This window comes from Mesorhizobium sp. M0152 (assembly GCF_040322415.1).
In the GTDB taxonomy this organism is placed as follows: domain Bacteria; phylum Pseudomonadota; class Alphaproteobacteria; order Rhizobiales; family Rhizobiaceae; genus Mesorhizobium.
Genome location: NZ_JAMYTH010000039.1, coordinates 1 through 14900 on the forward strand (window position 1 = coordinate 1; position 14900 = coordinate 14900).

At 60.9% G+C, this 14900-nt stretch carries 14 protein-coding genes and 4 pseudogenes; 14 read left to right on the forward strand and 4 right to left on the reverse strand.

All coding sequences use genetic code 11. The annotated features are described in order from the left end of the window. Positions 1–124: 124 nt before the first annotated feature. Positions 125–343: pseudogene (locus tag NKJ26_RS27470) on the reverse strand (hypothetical protein); the annotation flags it as partial. 47 nt (positions 344–390) lie between these two features. On the opposite strand from NKJ26_RS27470, the pseudogene NKJ26_RS27475 reads away from it, so the two are divergent. Then, positions 391–2222, forward strand: a pseudogene (locus NKJ26_RS27475) (bifunctional sugar phosphate isomerase/epimerase/4-hydroxyphenylpyruvate dioxygenase family protein). 278 nt (positions 2223–2500) lie between these two features. Here NKJ26_RS27475 and NKJ26_RS27480 read toward each other — a convergent pair. After that, entirely contained in the window at positions 2501–3616 is a 1116-nt protein-coding gene (locus NKJ26_RS27480) for a Fic family protein (RefSeq protein WP_352698441.1), read from the reverse strand. A gap of 243 nt (positions 3617–3859) precedes the next feature. Between NKJ26_RS27480 and NKJ26_RS27485 the strand changes: the two genes are divergently transcribed. The 13 genes and pseudogenes from NKJ26_RS27485 to NKJ26_RS27545 all read left to right on the forward strand — a co-directional run bounded on the left by NKJ26_RS27485 (position 3860) and on the right by NKJ26_RS27545 (position 11835). Continuing rightward, positions 3860–4165 (forward strand): hypothetical protein, encoded by a 306-nt coding sequence (locus NKJ26_RS27485; protein ID WP_352698443.1) that lies wholly within the window; start codon positions 3860–3862, stop codon positions 4163–4165. Positions 4166–5128: 963 nt separating this feature from the next. Beyond that, positions 5129–5701: an NADPH-dependent FMN reductase gene (locus NKJ26_RS27490; RefSeq protein WP_352698444.1), complete on the forward strand. Its 573-nt coding sequence runs from the start codon at positions 5129–5131 to the stop codon at positions 5699–5701. Between the two features lie 759 nt (positions 5702–6460). After that, the gene (locus NKJ26_RS27495) at positions 6461–6727 is read left to right on the forward strand and encodes an AbrB/MazE/SpoVT family DNA-binding domain-containing protein (protein WP_059186960.1); all 267 of its coding nucleotides are present in this window, start codon (positions 6461–6463) and stop codon (positions 6725–6727) included. Continuing rightward, complete coding sequence (locus NKJ26_RS27500; protein ID WP_352698445.1) at positions 6724–7122, forward strand: type II toxin-antitoxin system VapC family toxin; 399 nt, start codon at positions 6724–6726, stop codon at positions 7120–7122. The genes NKJ26_RS27495 and NKJ26_RS27500 overlap by 4 nt, the downstream gene beginning before the upstream one ends. A 618-nt stretch (positions 7123–7740) precedes the next feature. Next, on the forward strand, positions 7741–8037 hold the full coding sequence (locus NKJ26_RS27505; protein WP_352698447.1) for a hypothetical protein: 297 nt from the start codon (positions 7741–7743) through the stop codon (positions 8035–8037). Then, positions 8027–8620, forward strand: coding sequence for a type II toxin-antitoxin system VapC family toxin (locus tag NKJ26_RS27510; RefSeq protein ID WP_352698449.1), 594 nt, complete (start codon positions 8027–8029; stop codon positions 8618–8620). Before NKJ26_RS27505 ends, NKJ26_RS27510 begins: the two co-directional genes overlap by 11 nt. 191 nt (positions 8621–8811) lie before the next feature. Further along, positions 8812–8964 (forward strand): annotated as a pseudogene (locus tag NKJ26_RS27515) (SMC-Scp complex subunit ScpB); the annotation flags it as partial. A gap of 41 nt (positions 8965–9005) precedes the next feature. After that, positions 9006–9539, forward strand: a complete 534-nt coding sequence (locus tag NKJ26_RS27520; RefSeq protein WP_352698450.1) for an aminotransferase class III-fold pyridoxal phosphate-dependent enzyme — start codon at positions 9006–9008, stop codon at positions 9537–9539. Then, entirely contained in the window at positions 9539–10240 is a 702-nt protein-coding gene (locus NKJ26_RS27525; RefSeq protein WP_352698452.1) for an aminotransferase class III-fold pyridoxal phosphate-dependent enzyme, read from the forward strand. The genes NKJ26_RS27520 and NKJ26_RS27525 overlap by 1 nt, the downstream gene beginning before the upstream one ends. Before the next feature lie 3 nt (positions 10241–10243). Continuing rightward, positions 10244–11040 (forward strand): annotated as a pseudogene (locus tag NKJ26_RS27530) (SDR family oxidoreductase). Continuing rightward, positions 11037–11294 (forward strand): SDR family NAD(P)-dependent oxidoreductase, encoded by a 258-nt coding sequence (locus NKJ26_RS27535; protein ID WP_352698454.1) that lies wholly within the window; start codon positions 11037–11039, stop codon positions 11292–11294. Before NKJ26_RS27530 ends, NKJ26_RS27535 begins: the two are co-directional and overlap by 4 nt. Next, positions 11270–11587 (forward strand): SDR family oxidoreductase, encoded by a 318-nt coding sequence (locus tag NKJ26_RS27540; RefSeq protein ID WP_352698510.1) that lies wholly within the window; start codon positions 11270–11272, stop codon positions 11585–11587. Before NKJ26_RS27535 ends, NKJ26_RS27540 begins: the two co-directional genes overlap by 25 nt. Next, positions 11587–11835, forward strand: coding sequence for a hypothetical protein (locus NKJ26_RS27545; RefSeq protein WP_352698456.1), 249 nt, complete (start codon positions 11587–11589; stop codon positions 11833–11835). The genes NKJ26_RS27540 and NKJ26_RS27545 overlap by 1 nt, the downstream gene beginning before the upstream one ends. Before the next feature lie 243 nt (positions 11836–12078). On the opposite strand, the gene NKJ26_RS27550 is transcribed toward NKJ26_RS27545, so the two are convergent. Next, positions 12079–13203 carry an NAD(P)/FAD-dependent oxidoreductase gene (locus NKJ26_RS27550; protein WP_352698458.1) on the reverse strand — a complete coding sequence of 375 codons (1125 nt, stop codon included), beginning with the start codon at positions 13201–13203 and terminating at the stop codon, positions 12079–12081. 91 nt (positions 13204–13294) lie between these two features. Continuing rightward, positions 13295–14836: an amino acid ABC transporter permease/ATP-binding protein gene (locus NKJ26_RS27555; RefSeq protein ID WP_352698460.1), complete on the reverse strand. Its 1542-nt coding sequence runs from the start codon at positions 14834–14836 to the stop codon at positions 13295–13297. Positions 14837–14900 lie beyond the last annotated feature (64 nt).

Below are 14900 nucleotides of genomic sequence, written 5' to 3' on the forward strand. Positions count from 1 at the left end.
ACTTCGCCGAATATTCACTCGGCGCCTCGGCGTCTTCAGGGTGCCAACATGACTGCGACAAAATCAGGGAAGGTGCTGTTGATTGCTGGGCGTGCCAGAAAGGTGGGCGCGTGGCAGGTCCATGCTCAAGGATGTATCTCACCCCGAGCTCATGGGCGATTTTGCGGACGTCGGTGGACTTGCCCTTGTAGGCAAAGGTGGAATTGCGGGCGATAACGAAGAATCCAGGCACATTCGACAGATCGGTAATGATGTCTTCCGTCAGCCCGTCGGTGAAGAACGACTGTTCTGCATCACCGCTCATGTTGACCAGCGGTAGGACCGCTATCGACAGTTTCGAGGGCGTCGACCCGGTCCGACGGCGGCGCTTTCCCCGATAAGCTTTCCGCCATCGCGGCGGCGGGGTTCGATGGTATCGAGATTTTCGAGAACGACTTCGTGGCTTTCGACGGCACGCCGGAGGATGTTGGGCGGATGGTCCGCAATTCAGGCTTGGAAATCAGCTTGTTCCAGCCGTTTCGCGATTTCGAGACATTGCCCGAGCCTCATCGCAGCCGGGCCTTCGACCGCGCCGAGCGCAAGTTCGATCTGATGGGGGGCTCGGTGCGGATCTCATGCTTGTCTGCTCAAGCGTGTCGCCGATCTCGACCGGTGGCATCGACCGTGCCGCGGAGGACTTCCGCGAACTCGGCGAGCGCGCGGCCAGGCGTGGCCTGCGTGTCGGATACGAAGCGCTGGCATGGGGCCGACATATAAACGATCACCGCGACGCATGGGAGGTCGTGCGCCGCGCCGATCATCCAAATGTTGGCTTGATCCTCGATTCCTTTCACACGCTGGCGAGGAAGATCGGCGTGGCCTCGATCCGCGCCATTCCCAAGGACAAGATAATTCATCGTGCAGCTTGCCGACGCACCGATGATCCAGATGGACCCGCTCTACTGGAGCCGGCACTTCCGCAACATGCCGGGCGAGGGCGATCTGCCGGTAAAGGATTTTCTGCGAGCCGTCGCCGCCACCGGTTACGACGGCTATCTCTCTCTCGAGATATTCAACGACCAGTTCCGTGGCGGCCCACTTCGTACGATATCGGTCGACGGGCGAAGATCGCTGCTTTATCTGGCGGACCAGGTAAAACGCGCCGAGCCCACACTCAGCCTGACGGTGCCAGCCATGCCGGATCGGGTGGAAGTGCACGGTGTTGAATTCATCGAGTTTGCCGCGAACCATGAGGATGCGGCGCACCTGGCGGTGCTGCTGCGGCAATTGGGCTTCGACAGGGCAGGCCGCCACGTGTCGAAGGATGTGACGCTCTACCGGCAAGGTGAAATCAACGTCGTGATCAATACGGAGCGTGAGGGCTTTGCCCACTCGTCCTTCGTCGTGCATGGCACATCGGTTTGCGCCATCGGCCTGAAAGTGGAAGACGCCAAGGTCACCGTCGCCCGCGCCAAGGTATTGTGGGCGGAGCCGTTCGATCAGACGGTCGGTGCTCGCGAATTGAAGTTCCGGCGATCCGCGGCGTCGGCGGCGGGTTGATCCACTTCATCGACCCCGGGGCGGAACTAGCCGCGGTTTGGGATGTCGAATTCGTGCCTGCAGGAGATGGCGGAAACGCGTTCGCAGCAGGGCTGACGCGGATCGATCATGTCGGCCAAACGATGAACTACGACGAAATGCTGAGCTGGCTGCTTTTCTACACGTCGATTTTCCGCACCAACAAAACACCGATGGTCGACGTGATCGATCCGGGTGGCGTGGTGCGCAGCCAGGTGATCGAAAACGGGGCGGGCACATTCAGGCTGACGCTCAACGGCGCGGAAAATCGGCGCACGCTCGCCGGCCATTTCATCGCCGAGAATTTCGGATCCGGCGTTCAGCATCTGGCTTTCGCTACAGACGATATTTTCGCCACCGCCACGGCGCTGAAGGCCAACGACTTTGCCGCCCTACCCATGCCACGAAACTACTATGACGACGTTGAAGCCCGCTTCGGTCTCGATCCTGATTTCGCCGCCCGGCTTCGGGACGAAAACATTCTCTACGATCGCGACGAGGCAGGCGAATATTTTCAGCTCTACGCCGCGATGTGGGGTGAAGGCTTCATTTTCGAGATCGTCGAGCGGCGCGGCGCCTATAAGGGTTACGGTGCTCCTAATGCACCCTTCCGTATTGCCCCACAGAAACGTCATCTTCGACCTAAGGGCATGCCCAGGCCGTGAACGGTTGGCATCAGCATTAGAGGCGTTACCGCTGGAGCCATGCGGTCCGGATTGTCGCAAGCACAGTATCATCCTGTTCCTGTTTGGCGTCGCGGTTTGGCTTCTCGACCCAGTCCGGATTGGCCGCGAGCGATTGACTAGCGCGCTGAGTTTTCTGGAAGGAGGGGCGTTGCTCGACTTTCGGCGCCATCTAGTCAGGTGTCGTGGATGAGGCATTCCTTGACGGTGACCGACCGCACTTGGCGTTTCGTGCGAGATCATGGGTAGGAGTAGAAGGCCTATCCGTCGGAATCGGACACGTGGAGTGCGTAGCGCGTGTACCTGAGCTCCCCGGTCTTTGTTAGTGCACCTTTGGCAACCAGGTCCTTCAAATCTCTGGTTGTCGTGGCGCGTGACGCCTGTGTGATGGCGATATAATTCTCGGCACTGAGCCCCCCTTTGAAGCCGTCGATGCCTTCGCGGAACATCCGAGCAATGACCTTTTCCTGGCGGTCGTTGAACTGATCCCGGTAACGTTCATAAAACTTGGCCTTGGCGACGGAGAATTCGACACGGGCGAGCGTTACGCGCTGCGCCTCAAGGATCGTGTTGGCGAAGTAGAGTAGCCAGTCTGTAATCGCGTTGTTCTTGTTGCTAGCCTCCAGGTTATCGTAATAGGCCTTACGGTGGCGTTCGATCGTGTAGGCCAAAGCGATGAGGCTCGGCTCCCCGAGGTTTTGCGCCAGCGCCTTTTCGCAAAGGGCACGCCCTATGCGACCGTTGCCATCCTCGAAAGGGTGAATGCTCTCGAAATAAAGGTGAGCGATACCGGCACGCATCAACGCAGGGAGGGGTTTCGCACCTTTGGGTGAGGTATCGTTAAACCAGGCAGCGAAGGCGTCCATCTCGGGTTTCACCCGCGCCGAAGGTGGCGCTTCGAAATGCACTTTGGGCTTATCCAGTCGATTGGAAACGATTTGCATGGCATCGGCGTGCTGGCGATAGTTGCCTATGGTCTCGATACGCCGCTCACCCGACATCACCATCTTGTGCCAAGCGTAGAGGATGCGGTGCGAGAGCGGTTCTGCAAAATGCAAATACACATCGGCCATCATTTCAATGATTCCCCGCTCGGCAGGCGGAATCCAACTGGTCGCGCTGCCCAGCCCAAGTTGCTGGCGTAGGGATGATTGCAGGCTCTCGCGGTTGAGGTATTCCCCTTCGATCGCCGATGTCTTCAAGGCTTCTTCGCTAATGAGATCAATGCGGATCTGGTTGCGGTCGTCGGCGCCGACATGACGAAAGACGCCCAGGAGTTCGCCCGACCGCAACAGGAACTCGCTTTCCAGCGGTTCCAATACTTTCTTGTCGTAGGTAAAACGCGGCCAGTCGGCTTGCTCCCAATTCCATGCCATGAGCTATAGAGCACCTTTCTATAGCTCATAATGCCATGAATGGTGAGCTATAGCAATCTTCGCTATGCCTCGAGTCCTGTCGGAGACGCACCGTGAAGTTTTCGTGGTCGTTCGGCGACTACTCGACCGAATATCTCGAGCTGCCCATGTGGCTCCCCCAATCCACCCTGCTGCCAGGTGCCTTCGTGCTGCGCTTGGTGGCGATTCTGAAGATCGCGCAACGCTTGCCAAGGGGCCGTCGCGATGATCCTCTTCATCCTCATCCTGCTTATCGTTTTGTTGTTCACGGGTATGCCGATCTTCGCGGCGCTTGGACTCGCCTCGCTGATTGTGATGGGCATCTTCGAAGGCAATATTTCGAGCATGGCGGATACGGTCTTTTCTGCGCTCAACCTATCCTCTGCTCGCGACACTTCCTATGTCCGCCTTTATGGCGCACGTGATGATCAAGGCGAAAGTCGTCGACGAGCTTTCAATAATGCCGACGATCAATGTCTTGCTTGCTGTCGCAGTCTCCGGCCTACCTCATGTTGTGATGCCAGCGAGTAGAGCCTGATCCGCGTCGCCACGATGCGAGTGCGCGGCAGCCAAAAACTAGTCAGCCCGGAAACCTGAACCGCCGAACAAGATGTGGCGGCCGGTTATCAAAGGGATACTGAGAAGAGGCCCGTGCTGGTCCAGGTCCTGCACCGGCGGACCCGATACGTACGAATGCCGTTTCAACATTGTCCGCCAGATCGTCGGGAAGTCCGCGCCCCTACTTCGGCTCTGATTACATTCCCTCACGAGCTTTTCAACTTTGTCGGCCATAGCGACCTCCTCGAAAACTTGCTGGTCCAACTGTGAATGATCCTATGTTCTCGGTCGAGTTGCGTTGATCGAGATCAATTTCACCAAATTCCTTTAGTATGCATCATGCTCATTATGTCGGCCAAAAGCCGAGCGATCTGCGAATAGAATGGAAAACCACGTCGTGGGCAACTTGCACCGTAACTCCAGGAACCCCCTGCGTCATGCGGGTTGTGTGTGAATCAGCACCGAAGTTGACCCCGGGGAGCGCCCGCCATCTCACTGATTTGCTGACGCAATATGAAAAGGAAATGGGGTTATGTCCGCGCCGATATAACCCCACGAAACTGTGAATTTGCCCGCAAAGTCATGCGCTTGCGGCCAATTTTCGTTGTGCGGATCCACTCAGTCGCTTGCTTGCTCGCTACCGGCTCATATGAGAGGCTGTGCGCTGCGGCGTGCCAATGCCAGTGACGTCGCTAGCTGTCCGAAACCTGTCGCCACGAAGCACCAGCGCATCGCAGGAACGCGCTTCGGTTTTCGTTTCATCGCATACCCAGACGCGGCTGGCGCCTCTTTCCCCGACTTCTTACAATCATGACGTTGCGCATGACCTACGTCGTGAACCCTGCAGCAGTCGGCTCCAGGCCGTTGCCGAAATGGGCTGGCGTGCCCCATTGACTAAGCAGATACTGTTTGGGGGCGGCAATATGGGAGTGCCACATGAGCACGCATAAAGTCGGCTACCTGATCGGCAGCCTCGCCACGGCATCGATCAATCGTAAGCTTGCAAAAGCGCTCGTACAGCTTGCTCCTCCAGAGCTTAAGATGTCGGAGATTTCCTTCAGGGAATTGCCGCTGTACAGCTACGATTACGATGCTGACTTTCCACCTGTCGCACGTGCCTTCAAGGACGCCATCGCCGCCGTCGAGGCCGTCCTTTTCATCACGCCGGAGTACAATCGCTCGATTCCGGGTGGGTTGAAGAACGCAATCGACTGGGCCAGCCGCCCTTATGGCAAGAACTCCTTCGCCCGCAAGCCCTCAGCCGTCATTGGGACATCGCCCGGAACTATAGGCACCGCGGTGGCCCAGCAGAGCCTGCGCAGCGTGCTCAGCTTCTGCAACTCCCCTCAGATGAACGCTCCGGAAGCCTATATCCAGTTCACGCCGGGGCTGATTACGGATGACGGCGAGGTCACGGTCGAATCTACGCAGGAGTTCTTGCGGAATTACATGGCAGAGTTCCATATGTTCATAGCACGGGTACTTCAGGTGCTTCCAAGGGACGCCTGATATTTTGGCAGGATGCAGACGTGTGCAGATGATTCACCTGCATGGTTCACGAAGCTAAGCAGGCCGGCCTCCTTGCTGCGCTGGCGGCTCATCTATGGCGTTAGGATTGGCAGCAACCCGGCAATTGTGAACTGGCGCCGGTGACAACTGGACGATGCATGTCGCGCTGAACAGGCGCGCAATTCCCGGCGCTGACACACAAGCGCCCGATCGGGCCGGCAGCTGGTGGGGGTTGCGCAGCCCGGTCGGGCGCGTTCCAGTAAGGCTCCCTCGGTGCGCTCCAATAGCCTCTCCGGTTTGATCGAGAGCCGTCAGGGACAGCGTACGGTCAAGTATTATATATATATACATATATATATTCGACAATTTGTGGCGATGATGTAGAAATGTCGCATTGGCGGTTCCAAAGGGCAGAGCGCAGCCAGTTAGAAATGCGACAGTGCCGTAACGGGAGGCACAGCTCCACGCACGCATCGACCTTGATGGCTAGGCGCAGGTAGGTGATATTCTGGGCGCCCGCCGACCTACTTGCGTGGGTCGTAACTCCGGCGACCTGTTGGCCGGATCGGCCAAGACTCATCCCCACCGCTAGGGCAAGGCGTCCACCGGGAGGGTCCTCCCCATTGATGCTTGCCAAGGGCTCAAGTGATCGGGCCGGGCCCTTTGAGGCAGATTAGCGATATGCGGCCTGGACCACTGCTATTGATCGTAATGCAATTGTGCATTATCTAATCATGTAGATGAATCGGAACTGTCAAAGTGACGACGCTAACTGTTACCGCACGCGGACAGGTGACGTTTCGCAAGGATGTGCTGCAGCATCTCGGTATTCGGCCGGGCGAGAAGATCGAACTTGATCTGCTCCCCGACGGCCGGGCGGAATTGAAGGCGGCGCGGGCAAAGGGATCATTCCGGGAGCTCTACGGTTTTCTCAAGGGCAAAACGAATGGCCGGGTGTTGAGCATTGAGGAGATCAATGAGGCAATCGCGGAAGCAGGCACTGCAGCTGGATCGAGCAAGGAATGAAGGTCACGGCCGACACCAACGTTCTGCTGCGCGCCTATGTCGCCGACGATGAACGACAGGCGGAAGCGGCCGTCGATCTCCTGGCGCAGGCAGACATCGTGGCTGTTAGCCTCCAGGCCTTGTGCGAGTTCGCATGGGTTTTGGGCCGACAGTATCAAACCGCACGCGCAGATATAGTGGCGGCAATCCGAGCCTTGGCGAACACCGCAAATGTCATCGTCAACCGGCCAGCTGTCGAGGCAGGGCTTGCAGTGCTTGAGGCCGGCGGTGATTTCGCGGATGGCGTGATTGCCTCCGACGGCGACTGGCTGGGTGGGGAGACATTCGTCTCTTTCGACCGCAGGGCGGTTAAACTGCTGTCAGCGCAAGGACGCCCTGTCCAGCTTCTTTCGTAGCTGTCTTCGCGCGTGTCGCGGTCGGCGGTATGCAACCCATGATGCGATGGGATTGGAGACTGGCCACAACGGGAGCAATTGTTGGAATAATCCCGAGTGGGCAGGTTCGGTGCTTTGCGTTCTCCTTATAGGGTCATGCCGTTTCCAGACCGAGTTCCGGAGCGGCATCTGGCGCCGTTTCGTCGAATATCGCCGACCAGTCCCTCCCTCCTCTGCGGATCTGGAGCGCTCTCGACCTGATCGCAAGCGTCTTCAATCTCTGTGCCGCCGAATCGTAGCGAGCTTCGATCCCCTGCACCGCTGCGCACTGTGCGCCAATACCTCAGAGTTGCTTTCCTGTTGATGAGCCAGAAGGCAAGGCCGATCGTCGTTGGCCGGATGTAACCCCGCCGTCCTCACCCGCATTCGCAAGGCCTGGTCGTGGCAGGCACTGGCTGAGGGGGCAAGAATTCCGTTTACTGGTTGAGAGGGGGGTCCAAGGCGTGCAGTTATCGCATCACCGGGCGACGTGCCATGTCCGATCCATTGATGACCCTCCTGGCGCCCTCTTTCTCAGTGCCGATCCTTGCTTTCATGTTCAACATCCTTTATGTTTCGTTCAACAGTGGAGAATCCAGGATGAGCATACGCGGCACAACGGCAGCCGAAAGCGAGGAGCGGATCGCCCACACCCGGAACCGTCTTGTGCTTGAGCAGGCGAGGGCGGTCGGCCTTCTCGGCGCGGCCAAGAACACACGCCTGTCGGGCAGGGTGCCATCGGAATTGATCGAGGCGGCAAAGAAGCGCGCTCATGTGACCTCCGACACCGAACTGCTGGAGCTCGCCTTGTCGCGGCTAGCCCTCGAGGACGATTTTGGCGCCCAGCTCATCCGCCGCAAGGGCAGCATCTCCGCGGACATTGATCTTGGCATTTGATCTCGGGAGCGCGCTGCGTTCCCTCAAGCCACAGCGGCGTGCCGGGGGGCTGGAACGGCGGCCGGATTCCGCTCTGTCCTGGGCAGGGGACCAGCCGCCTGTCGGCGGTGCATTGCTTCTCGACACGAGCATCTATCTGGATGTGCTGCAGGGGCGCACGCCCGAAGCGGTCGATGACCTTCTGACCTATCGGCTCTGTCAGCACTCGGCGGTCTGCCTTGCCGAGCTCAGCCATGTGTTCGGCCGGCTCGATCCGGGGCATCCCACGACGAAGTCGGTCCTGAAAGTGGTTGCGGACACGATCGAAGATATTCCGGCGCACCGGCTGCACGCACCCGACGTCACCGCCTGGGGACGCGCCGGCATGCTTGCCGGCCTGCTGTTCCGGCTAAGCCGCCTGCCGAAAGGGGAGGGGCATGAACGCCGCTTCCTCAACGATGCGCTGATCTTTCACCAGGCCGGTCTGCTGGGCGCGACAGTTCTGACCGGCAATGTTGGGGATTTCGATTACCTCAACCAGCTTGTTCCGTCGGTACGTGTGATCTTCTACCGGCCCGTGACAGGCTCGCGCCCGCAGGTTTGAAAGCGTCTGTGGAAGATATGCCCGTGCACCGTGATCGTCCACCCTCCTTTGATGACCACCAGTCTTCGAAAAGGTCGCTGACACTCTCCTGCGACCGTTGAAACGCGGGCGGCTACGGCCATTTCTAACGTAAGGACCCACACAACCGATAACTGGATCACCTGCCGCTGGAGGCGCGCTGGCGCGAATGGATGCATGGGGTCGAAGCAACCATCTTTGCGCCGAGCGAGCCCGTCGGCCGCGAAACACTCGCCCGGATTGTCGGCAAGAGTTGCAGCATCGACCTCCTCATCGACGACATCCGTGAGGAGTTGCGCGGCCGTCCCGATGACCTGGTTGCCGTCGGCGCAAGAAGCATTTCCTCTATGGCGGCCCCTCGCACTGGATGCGGCGCTGGGCCGGCGGCTTTCCGGTCTATGCCGCCACGGCCAGCGGCGCTCACATAAGCGACATCGACGGTCACGACTATGTCGACTTTGCGCTTGGCGACACTGGCGGCATGTGCGGCCACGCGCCGGAGGCGGTGACGCGCGCGGCGCTCCGCCAGTTGCAGAACGGCACGACGATGATGCTGCCTACGGAGGACAGCCTGTGGGTTGGCACTGAGCTGCAGCGTCGCTTCGGCCTGCCCTACTGGACATTCACCACCTCGGCCACCGACGCCAATCGCGGAGCCATCCGCATCGCTCGCATGATCACCGGCCGCGACAAGGTGCTGGTCTTTTCCGGCTGCTATCACGGCGGCGTCGAGGAGGCGCATGTCGAGATCCGCGACGGCCGTGTCGGCCTGCGCAACATGATCCATCCCAATGGCGTCAACCATTCGGCCGTATCGAAGGTGGTCGAGTTCAACGATGTCGCTGCGCTCGAAACGGCACTCTCGGCTGGTGACGTCGCCTGCGTGCTGACCGAGCACTGATGACCAATTTCGGCATGATCCCGGTCGCCGATGGCCTTCATGAAGCACCTCGCGAGATCACCCGCCGCACCGGGACGATCCTCATCATCGACGAGACGCACACGATCTCCAGCGGCGCGGCTGGCTATACCTCCTTGCACGGGCTGGAGCCGGACATTCTGGTCGCCGGGAAGGCCATCGCCGGCGGCATTCCGGCCTTCGGCGTGTCGCAGGCGATCGCCGAGCGGTTGTGGGCTATCGTGCCGATGGTCAATCCGCGCGTGCGCCAGTCGGCGCATCTCGGCATCGGCGGCACGTTGGCCGGCAATGCGCTTACCGTCGCCACCATGCCCGCGGTGTTGGAAGAGGTGCTGACGCCAGCCAACTTCGAGGTCATGATCGCCAGGGCCTCGCGGTTGGCAGAAGCCGCGCGAGGCATCATCGCCACCAACGAATTGCCCTGGCATGTGACGCAGATCGGCGCCCGCGCCGAGATCATGTTCATGCCGCAGCCGCCGAAGAACGGCGCCGATGTCATCGCCGGCCGGCGCGGCGATCTCGAGACGCTGCTGCACGCCTTTTACATGAACGAGGGCATATTGGTAACGCCCTTCCACACCATGTTCCTGATGTGCCCGGCGACGACCGAGACCGATGTCGACCGCCACGCCGAGGTGTTCACCCGTTTCGTTGATCTTGTGCGTGGCGCCGGAGTCGTCTGAGCGATGGCGCACCCGTTCGATTTCAGCGGCAAGGTGGCGCTGGTGACCGGCGGCGGGCGCGGCATTGGGGCCGCCATCGTCACCCGCTTCGCCGAAGCTGGCGCTTCGGTCGTCATCGCCAACCGAACCCTGGATGTTGCGAAAGCGCTGGCCGCCGAATTGTCAGCCCGCAAGCTGGACGTGCGTGCGGTTCCTCTTGTTGGCCTCGACCGCGCCAGGCTGCACGCACTGGTCGGCGACATCGTACGCCAGGCTGGTCGGCTCGACATCGTCGTCCACAATGCCGGCGGCTGTCCCTGGGCCTCGATTGGGATCTGGACGAGCACAAGCTCGAAGAAGCGCTGGCGCTCAACCTCAAGCCCTGCTTCTGGCTGGCGCAGGCAGCAGTGCCTGTGATGCGCAAGCACGGCTTCGGCCGCATCCTCGTCACCTCGTCGGTGTCGGCGCGCGTGGCGATGGCCGGGGGCGCGCATTACTCGGCCGCCAAGGCCGGCGTCAACGCCTTCATCCGCGGGGCCGCTTTCGAGTTCGCGCGCGACGGCATCACCGTCAACGGTGTCGAGCCAGGCTTCATCACCAAGCCGGGCAGGGGCACGATGAGCGCGCCGGAGGTTGCGGGGCGCCTCGGCCAACACATCCCCGTCGGCCATCTCGGCGAGGCCGACGACATCGCCTACGCCATGCTTTACCTCGCCTCGGTGCAGGCGAGATACACCACCGGCCAGACCATCGTCGTCGATGGCGGTTCGACGCTACCGGAAACCGGATATGCCGTCGAACGCCGTTGGGGGCTGACATGAGCCGGCGCCTTGAAGGCCGCAAGGCGCTCATCACCGGTGCTGCCACCGGCATGGGCCGCGCCACCGCCGAGCTGTTCAGCCGGCACGGCGCCGAAGTCATCGCCTTCGGCCTCGGCAGTGAGGCCCTGGACGGCGCCGCCAAGGCGAGCGGTAATGTCGCCGTGCACGGCGACTTACCAGCGCAGACGATGTCGCGCGCGCCATCGACGCCTGCGGCGGGTGTCTCGACATCGTCGTCAACGCCGCCGGGGTGATGATCCTCGACGAGCCGGAGAGCCTGAGCGACGAGACCTGGGCACGCAGTTTCGCGGTCAATGTGACGGGCGCCATGATGGTCTGCCGCGCCGCACTGCCGCTCATGAAAAAGCGCGGCGGCGCGATCGTCAACATCGCTTCCGTCGGCGCCTTCAATGCCAGCGGCCAGAATGCCGCCTATTCGGCCAGTAAGGCAGCACTCGTCTCCTACACCCGCTCACTCGCCTATGCGCATGGCTCCGACGGAATCCGCGCCAACGCGGTGGCGCCTGGGCGTTCGAAAAGGTGTTGATGCCTTCAATCGCATCTCTCCAGCCGGATGACGCGCGGTCGGCTCTTGAAGTGATCCTCGGCGCCGAACTCGTCGACGCGACGACGGCAGAACGCTACGGATGGAACAACCGAGCGCTTCCGGTCTCGGAGCTCGATGACTTCGTTGACCAGTTGGCGCGCAACATTGACGCATTGCCGGAAGGCGTCATTGCCGCGGCCAAGAGGGGCGCTGCCTCCTGTAGACCTGCGCGACGGCTATCGGCGTGAGCACGACGCTGGGCGGGTCTTTTCGAACGTCCCGCTGCCGCAAAGCTCATCCGGGGCGGGCTGAAGGCTGGCGCGCAGACCAGGGACGGTGAGCGAAATCTGGAAGGATTACTCCGTGCGTTGGAGGCTTGAGGTTCCGACTGAAGCAAGACGACAAAGCTGTGCGAAATATCCCGCTTGTGCGGTTTCGAATGAGCCGTTGCACGCATAGGATTTGCGGCAGTTCAGATCTTGCATCGATTTTCAAGAAAATCGAGCCGGCCGAAAGTTTGCAAGGAGGGGGTGCTCTCTCCCGGTGGCGATCTCGTCGGCAAGCAGCTCGCCGGCGATCAGGCCAAGCGTTGCGCCGCTGTGGCTGAAGGCGACGTAGTAGCCCTCGATGTCCTTCAATTGGCCAAATACCGGCTCGCCGTCCGCGGGGATTGGCTTGGGGCCGACACCATAGCTTTCCAGATCCAGTTTCGGATGGCCCGCGAGAACCTTCGAGGCTTCGTTGAGAAGCCCCTGAACAGTGGAATCCAGCACCCCATACGCGCCATCGGAATTGACGACCACTTCTTCTTCCGACCAGGCGGAATCGAGCACGAAAGCTCCGTCCGGCGTCGGTCGGATGGCGACGCGTGGCGTGTTGAGCACCGCCCGAAGCGGCAAGTGGATCGGCTTGGTCCTTACCAGCAGCGCAATCGGCGTCCCGTCGGCGATATGTTGGCCGGACTGTGCAACCATGCGCGGCACATCACCGCCGGTGGCCAGCAGCACCGCATCGGCGGTAAAGCTGATGCCGCTTGTCGTGGTGGCGCCAGTGGCGCGACCGTTGGCGACCGTGACCGCGGCGCTTCCGGCATCGGTGACAAGCTGACCGCCACGCGCCACGAATTCCGCAATTAGTATCTCGATCAGCGACGGCAGATCGACCCAGCCTTCGCCTGGGTTAAAGATCGCGCCCTGAGGCGTGACCGCGCTGGCATCTATGCCCGGGGTGACCGACGCTATCGCATCTCGGGACAGATGCCGCGCGTCATAGCCGAGGTCTTTCTCATGGACGAAGACATCGGCGATCTCGTTCGAGGCGTCGTCCGCGTCCCATGTCAGGCCGCCGTCAAAACGCAGCCAGGCGGCATCCGGATATCTCGCGGACAGCGTCCGGTAGCGGTCGATACCGGTCATGCGCAGGCGATGGTATTCAGCCGACCGCTTGCGGGCGGAATTGAGCCAGGCGAGCGAGCGGCCGGAAGCTCCCTTGGCGAGCGGTCCATCATTGACCAGGACGGTTTCGATGCCGAGCCTTGCAAGATGAACGGCCGAGGAGACACCGAAAATACCGCCCCCGACAACAACCACCTTTGAGACCGAATGCGATGTAGCCATGGGATATTTCTTTCACTGTATGAAGGTTGGATTCGGCGGCCGCGACGAAGGCATCTTGGTTTCGATGTGCCTCAGGGCTGCGATGGTGCGATCAAAGCACTTCGGCAAGGAAATGTTTCAGACGCGCGCTTTTCGGGGTGTCGAAGATAGCAACAGGCGTGCCAGCCTCGATGACGCGGCCTTCATCCATGAAGACCACCTGATCGGCGACCTTGCGGGCAAAGCCCATTTCATGAGTCACCACGACCATTGTCATGCCGCGCCGGCCGAGATCCGCCATAAGGTTGAGAACGCCCTTCACCAGTTCGGGATCGAGAGCGCTCGTCACCTCATCGAACAGGATGACCTCCGGATCCATCGCCAACGCACGGGCGATCGCCACACGCTGCTGCTGGCCACCGGAGAGACTGCCGGGACGATGGTGTTTGCGGGCCGCAAGCCCAACATCGGCGAGGCGCGCCGCGGCGATACGCTCGGCCTCCTGCACCGGAATGCCCTTGATCTTGGTCAGCGACAGCATGACGTTTTCCAGGGCCGTGTGATCGGGAAACAGGTTGAAATGCTGGAAAACCATGCCGATGCGCCGGCGCAGTTTCTCGGGCTTCATCGCAAGGATGCTCGCTTCATCGAGCAGCACGTCACCGCCCTTGGGCTCGACCAGGCGGTTGAGGCAGCGCAACAGGGTCGATTTGCCCGAACCTGACGGACCAATGACGCATGTGACCGTGCCCGGCTTGACCGTCAGGCTGACGCCCTTGAGGACATCGAGATCGCCGTAGGCCATGTCGAGATTGGCGATGGCGAGACTGCCGCCCTTGAACCGGGGCAGCGCCGAGCTGCCGTCGGGGCTGGCCTCGGAAGATGGACCGCCGATTGCGCTTTCCAGTTCACTCACTTCGGCAAGGCCGCTGGTGACGAGGCCGGCCTTTTGCTTTCCGACCCGGAGCGAGTTGTCTATGTAGTTGACCACATGGGTCAACGGCACGGTGATGACGAGATAGAAGACGCCGGCCAGAAGCAATGGCGAGAGGTTTCCGGTGACCACCGCCTGGTCCTGACCGACACGGAAAATCTCGCGCTCCGACGCGAGCAGACCGAGGAAGTAGACAAGGCTCGAATCCTTGACGTTGCCTATGAACTGGTTGACCAGGGCCGGCAAGACGCGGCGGATGCCTTGCGGTATCACGATCAAGCGCATGCCTTGGCCGTAGCTCATGCTGAGCGCCCTGCAGGCTTCCATCTGCCCGCGCTCGACGCTCTGGATGCCCGAGCGGAAGATTTCGCCGATGTAGGAGCCGGCGATTAGGCTGAGGGCGAGAATGCCGAGCGGATAGGGCGAAGGTCCAAAGATCTCACGGCCGATGCGGGCGAAGCCCTGACCGATCAGCAAAATCGTGACGATCGCCGGAAGGCCACGGAAAATATCCGTGTAGACCCGGGCGGGAATGCGCAGCCAGCGCGATTGCGAGATGCCCATGACTGCCAGGATCATGCCGAGGATGACGCCCAGTACCGTGGATGCAGCCGCGAGGACCACGGTGTTCTTCAATCCGATGGAGATCATGCTCGGCAGCACGTCCGCCATGGCCTGCCAGTCGAGGAAACTGCGCCGCAGGTTTTCAAGCCAGTCCATTCGCCCCCCTTTCGGTTGCGCTGTCCGCGTCGTCCGACATCATAAGGTCCGGCCGCCGGCGTAA

Bases quoted from the DNA above. Each gene is read 5' to 3' on its own strand.
- NKJ26_RS27480 (WP_352698441.1), bottom strand. From the start codon at position 3,616: ATGGCATGGAATTGGGAGCAAGCCGACTGGCCGCGTTTTACCTACGAC.
- NKJ26_RS27485 (WP_352698443.1), top strand. From the start codon at position 3,860: ATGATCCTCTTCATCCTCATCCTGCTTATCGTTTTGTTGTTCACGGGT.
- NKJ26_RS27490 (WP_352698444.1), top strand. From the start codon at position 5,129: ATGAGCACGCATAAAGTCGGCTACCTGATCGGCAGCCTCGCCACGGCA.
- NKJ26_RS27500 (WP_352698445.1), top strand. From the start codon at position 6,724: ATGAAGGTCACGGCCGACACCAACGTTCTGCTGCGCGCCTATGTCGCC.
- NKJ26_RS27505 (WP_352698447.1), top strand. From the start codon at position 7,741: ATGAGCATACGCGGCACAACGGCAGCCGAAAGCGAGGAGCGGATCGCC.
- NKJ26_RS27520 (WP_352698450.1), top strand. From the start codon at position 9,006: ATGCGGCGCTGGGCCGGCGGCTTTCCGGTCTATGCCGCCACGGCCAGC.
- NKJ26_RS27525 (WP_352698452.1), top strand. From the start codon at position 9,539: ATGACCAATTTCGGCATGATCCCGGTCGCCGATGGCCTTCATGAAGCA.
- NKJ26_RS27535 (WP_352698454.1), top strand. From the start codon at position 11,037: ATGAGCCGGCGCCTTGAAGGCCGCAAGGCGCTCATCACCGGTGCTGCC.
- NKJ26_RS27545 (WP_352698456.1), top strand. From the start codon at position 11,587: ATGCCTTCAATCGCATCTCTCCAGCCGGATGACGCGCGGTCGGCTCTT.
- NKJ26_RS27550 (WP_352698458.1), bottom strand. From the start codon at position 13,203: ATGGCTACATCGCATTCGGTCTCAAAGGTGGTTGTTGTCGGGGGCGGT.
- NKJ26_RS27555 (WP_352698460.1), bottom strand. From the start codon at position 14,836: ATGGACTGGCTTGAAAACCTGCGGCGCAGTTTCCTCGACTGGCAGGCC.